This window comes from Pseudoxanthomonas beigongshangi (assembly GCF_016820515.1).
GTDB lineage: Bacteria > Pseudomonadota > Gammaproteobacteria > Xanthomonadales > Xanthomonadaceae > Pseudoxanthomonas_A > Pseudoxanthomonas_A beigongshangi.
The window spans coordinates 1-4,729 of record NZ_JADHDV010000055.1 but is presented as its reverse complement, the minus strand read 5'-3'; the positions used below and the strand labels follow the sequence as shown (position 1 = coordinate 4,729).

The following is a 4,729-nucleotide window of genomic DNA, read 5'->3' as shown; positions in this document are numbered from 1 at the left end:
CGGCCCCCGCCACGCCCGTCGCCGCTCCGCAGCCGGAAGCCGTCGCGCCGGCGCTGAGCGTGGTCGCCGACAACGGCGCGCGCGCCCGCGCCGAGGATGAGCAACTGGTGCAGATGCGCGCCGAACTGGCGGCGATGCGCGAGATGATCGAAGGCGAGATGCACCGCCTCACCGACGAACGCCTGCGCGGTTCGCCGGTGCGCGCGCAGGCGATGGAACTGATGGACGACTACGGCTTCGACGCCGGCATCACCCGCGACGTCGCCCTGCAGATTCCCGCCGATACCGAACTGCATCGCGGGCGCGGCCTGATGCTGGGCCTGCTCTCGCGCCGGCTGCCGATCCTGCCGGTGGATCCGCTGGAACAGGGCGGCGTGATCGCCCTGGTCGGCCCGACCGGCGCCGGCAAGACCACCACCATCGCCAAGCTGGCCGCGGCCTATGCCGATCGCCACAACCCGCGCGACGTGGCCCTGGTCACCACCGACACCGTGCGCGTCGGCGGCCGCGAACAGTTGCACAGCTACGGCCGCCAGCTCGGCATCGCCGTGCACGAGGCCGACAGCGACGTGCGCCTGGCGCAGACCCTGGAACGCCTGCGCGACTACAAGCTGGTGCTGATCGACACCGCCGGCATGGGCCAGCGCGATCGCAACCTGGTCGGCCAGCTCAACTGGCTGCGCGCCGCCGGGCAGGTGCATACCCTGCTGGTGCTGCCGGCCAATTCGCACTTCGGCGACCTGGACGAGGTGGTTCGCCGCTTCAGCGGCGCCCAGCCGCACGGCGTGGTGCTGACCAAGGTGGACGAGACCGGCCGGCTCGGCAGCGCGCTGTCGGTGATCGTCGATCACCAGTTGCCGATGGCCTGGATCACCGACGGCCAGCGCGTGCCCGAAGACCTGCACCGCGCCAGCGCGCCCAACCTGGTGCTGCGCCTGGACCAGCTGCGCCGCGAAGCCGACGAACCCAGCCACGCGGAGGCCATCCATGTCGCATGAACACCTGCTGCAGACCAATCCGCGCAGCACGCCGCCGCTGACCGGCGCCTTCCATCCGGTCCGCGTGATCGCGGTGACCGGCGGCAAGGGCGGCGTGGGCAAGACCAATGTATCGGTCAACCTGGCCGCCTCGCTGGCCGAGATGGGCAAGCGGACCCTGCTGATGGACGCCGACCTGGGCCTGGCCAACGTCGATGTGCTGCTGGGCCTGGCGCCGAAATACACATTGGCGGATCTGGTCGCCGAACGCTGCCAGTTGGAGGACGTGCTGCTGGAAGGACCGGACGGCCTGCTGATCGTGCCGGCCTCGTCGGGTTTCCGGCACATGGCCGAACTCTCGCCGGCCGAACACGTCGGCCTGGTCAACGTGTTCTCGGAACTGCAGCGCGCCCTGGACGTGATGGTGGTGGATACCGCCGCCGGCATCACCGACAGCGTACTGACCTTCTGCCAGGCCGCGCAGGACACGGTGGTGGTGGTGTGTGACGAGCCGGCCTCGATCACCGACGCCTATGCGCTGATCAAGGTGCTTTCGCGCGAGCGCGGCGTGGACCGCGTGCACGTCATCGCCAACATGGTCCGCGACCCCAACGAGGGCCGCAAGCTGTACGAGAAGCTGGCCCGCGTGTGCGAACGTTTCCTCGGCGACGTCGCCCTGCACTATCTGGGGGCGGTGCCGCAGGACGACTGGCTGCGCCGCGCAGTGCAGCGCCAGCAGGCGGTGGTGAAGGCGTATCCGGGCAGCCCGTCGGCGCGCGCCATCAACGAAATCGCCCGGGTCACCGCACGCTGGCAGCCGCCGTCCGGCGCCCGCGGCAATGTCGAGTTCTTCGTCGAACGCATGATCAACCGGAGCGTGCCAGCATGAACACCGGCGCCGCCCAATACCGTGCCGTCCAGAAAGCGGCGGCCACCGACTTCGTCACGGTGCACGCGGACCTGGTCCGCCGCATCGCCCATCACCTGGCCGCGCGCCTGCCCGCCAGCGTGGAGATCGACGATCTGATCCAGGCCGGCATGATTGGCCTGCTGGAAGCCTCGCGCAGCTACGACGCCGAACAGGGCGCCTCGTTCGAGACCTTCGCCTCGATCCGCATCCGCGGTTCGATGATCGACGAGATCCGCCGCGGCGACTGGGTGCCGCGCTCGGTGCACCGGCGGGCCCGCCAGGCCGCCGCCACCGTGCGCGAAATCGAACAGCGCACCGGCCGCGCCGCCATCGCCACCGAGGTCGCGTCGGCGATGGAGATGCCGCTGCCCGAATACCTGCGCCTGCTGGAGGACGCCGCTCGCGGCCAGGTGCTGAGCCTGGAATCGCACATCGAGGACCATGGCGAACCGCAGACCGTGGTCACCGGCGGCCCCAACCCGCAGCAACAACTCGAGCGCAGCGAGTTTCGCCAGTCGCTGATCAAGGCCATCGGCCAGCTCCCCGAGCGCGAACAGCTGGTCCTGTCCATGTACTACGAACAGGAACTCAACCTCAAGGAAATCGGCGCCGTCCTCGGCGTCAGCGAATCCCGCGTCTGCCAGATCCACGGCCAGGCCATGCTGCGCCTGCGTGGTCGGCTGAATGTGTTCGAGAGCGTGGATGCCGGGTTGGAGGATTANCGAATCCCGCGTCTGCCAGATCCACGGCCAGGCCATGCTGCGCCTGCGTGGTCGGCTGAATGTGTTCGAGAGCGTGGATGCCGGGTTGGAGGATTAGGCCGGGATTGGGGAGTCGGGATTGGGGATTCGCAAGAGCCTTTTGCTTTTGCCTCCCCCTTTGAAAAAGGGGGATTGAGGGGGATTTGCTTTGGGCGCCAACAGCAAGCGCTTCTCAACAGCCGAATGGCTGGTCAATCCCCCGTCGCCCGCTCCGCGGGCGCCCGCCCCCTTTTTCGCTTTTAACAGCCGCCTGGCTGGTCAAGGGGGCTCTTTCAATCCCCAATCCCCAATCCCCAATCCCGACTCCCCAATCCCGGCCCCAGCCAATCTCGGCCCAAAAGTTTCCCCGCCACCTGCCGATAAGGCTCTCGAGCCCCCTCTACCCTGCTGCACCCGGAGCCCTTCGTGACAGCCAACAAGAACATGCGGATCCTGATCGTGGACGACTTCTCGACGATGCGCCGCATCATCAAGAACCTCCTCAACGATCTGGGCTACACCAATACCGCCGAGGCCGACGACGGCTCCAGCGCGCTGACCGCGCTGGCCCAGGGCAGTTTCGACTTCGTGGTGACCGACTGGAACATGCCGGGCATGACCGGCATCGAACTGCTCAAGGCCATCCGCGCCGACGATCGCTTCAAGACCCTGCCGGTGCTGATGGTCACCGCCGAGGCCAAGCGCGAGCAGATCATCGAGGCCGCCCAGAACGGCGTGAACGGCTACATCATCAAGCCGTTCACCGCGCAGACCCTGGAAGAGAAACTCGGCAAGATTTTCGAGCGCCTCGGAGCCGCCGCCTGATGGCTGCGGTCATGGAAGCCGGCAGTGCCCGCGCCGCGCTGGTCGAGCGCCTGCAGCACGCGCTGGACGCGCTGGAACAGGGCGACGAGGCCGGCTGGCGGCGCGAGCTGGACACCATCGCCGCCTGGCGCACGCAGCCGATGATGCAGGGACTGGGCCGGCTGGCCCGCGAACTGGCGCAGACGCTGGGCGAGCTGCCGCCGACCCACGGTGCCGGCGATCTCGACGACGCCTGCGCGCGCCTGGATCACGTGGTCGCGATGACCGAACAGGCCAGCCACAAGACCCTGGATCTGGCCGAGCAGTGCCGCGGCCTGGCCGACCAGCTCAAGACGACCGCGCTCAGCACCGAGCAGACCCAGCTGGTGGACCAGATCCGTTCCGGCCTGTCGGAAATGGCGCTGGCGCAGAGCTACCAGGATCTCACCGGCCAGATCATCCGCCGCGTCGCCGGCATCGTCCGCCGCGTGCACGAGGGCTTCGGCGAACTGGGCCTGCCGCCGCCGGAAAGGAAGAAGGACGACGGCCTGGCCGGTCCCGCGGTGGCGGGCCTGGACAAGGCGGCGTTCTCGCAGGACGACGCCGACGATCTGCTGTCGGGGCTCGGGCTCTAGCTGTCCGCCCACGCATCCCCGCCGATACCGAGCCAGCCATGTCCGCCGTCACGCCCGAAATCGCCGCCGACTTTCTCATCGAGGCCCAGGAAATCCTGGATCGCCTCGGCGAGCAGCTGGTGACGCTGGAACAGGATCCCGGCGACAGCGAACAGCTCAACGCCGTGTTCCGTGGTTTCCATACGCTCAAGGGCGGCGCCGGTTTCCTCGGCATCCAGGCGATGGTGAACCTGTGCCACGCCGCCGAGGAAGCGCTGGGCATGGTCCGCGCCGGCAAGGCGACCCTGGAAGCGGATCATTTCGACGCCGCCCAGCAGTCGCTGGACTGGCTGCAGCGCATGCTCGACGCGGTCGCCGCCGGCGAGGAGCCGCCGCACGCGCCGGCCACGCTGATCGCCCAGTTCGACGTCGATGCCGCGCCCTCGCCCGCACCGACCCGCGCGCCGGTGGCCGCACCCGCCGCCGGCGGGAACGATCTGATCACCGACGACGAATTCGAAGCGCTGCTCGATCAACTGCATGGCGGCACCGCGCCGGCCGCCACAGCCGCCGCGCCGGCAGGCGGGGAACTGATCAGCGAAGACGAATTCGAAGCCTTGCTGGATCAACTGCACGGCGGCGCCGCGCCGGGCGCCGCAACGGCGCGTCCGGCGTCCGCACCCG

5 protein-coding genes and 1 pseudogene are annotated in these 4,729 nt (G+C 68.9%); all 6 read left to right on the top strand.

The window, feature by feature from the left end:
* The coding region (flhF, locus tag IQ458_RS19370; protein WP_203323830.1) for a flagellar biosynthesis GTPase FlhF at positions 1 to 998 on the top strand (998 nt) is incomplete at its 5' end.
* Positions 988 to 1,866, top strand: a complete 879-nt coding sequence (locus IQ458_RS19365) for a MinD/ParA family protein (protein ID WP_141452577.1) — start codon at positions 988 to 990, stop codon at positions 1,864 to 1,866. The genes flhF and IQ458_RS19365, both read left to right, overlap by 11 nt.
* Positions 1,863 to 2,603, top strand: a pseudogene (locus IQ458_RS19360) (RNA polymerase sigma factor FliA); the annotation flags it as partial. The gene IQ458_RS19365 and the pseudogene IQ458_RS19360, both read left to right, overlap by 4 nt.
* Before the next feature lie 468 nt (positions 2,604 to 3,071).
* The gene (gene cheY, locus IQ458_RS19350) at positions 3,072 to 3,452 is read left to right on the top strand and encodes a chemotaxis response regulator CheY (protein WP_141452861.1); all 381 of its coding nucleotides are present in this window, start codon (positions 3,072 to 3,074) and stop codon (positions 3,450 to 3,452) included.
* Positions 3,452 to 4,066 carry a protein phosphatase CheZ gene (locus tag IQ458_RS19345; protein ID WP_203323829.1) on the top strand — a complete coding sequence of 205 codons (615 nt, stop codon included), beginning with the start codon at positions 3,452 to 3,454 and terminating at the stop codon, positions 4,064 to 4,066. The genes cheY and IQ458_RS19345 overlap by 1 nt, the downstream gene beginning before the upstream one ends.
* Positions 4,067 to 4,104: 38 nt before the next feature.
* Positions 4,105 to 4,729: Hpt domain-containing protein (locus IQ458_RS19340; RefSeq protein ID WP_203323828.1), on the top strand; the 625-nt coding region annotated here is incomplete at its 3' end.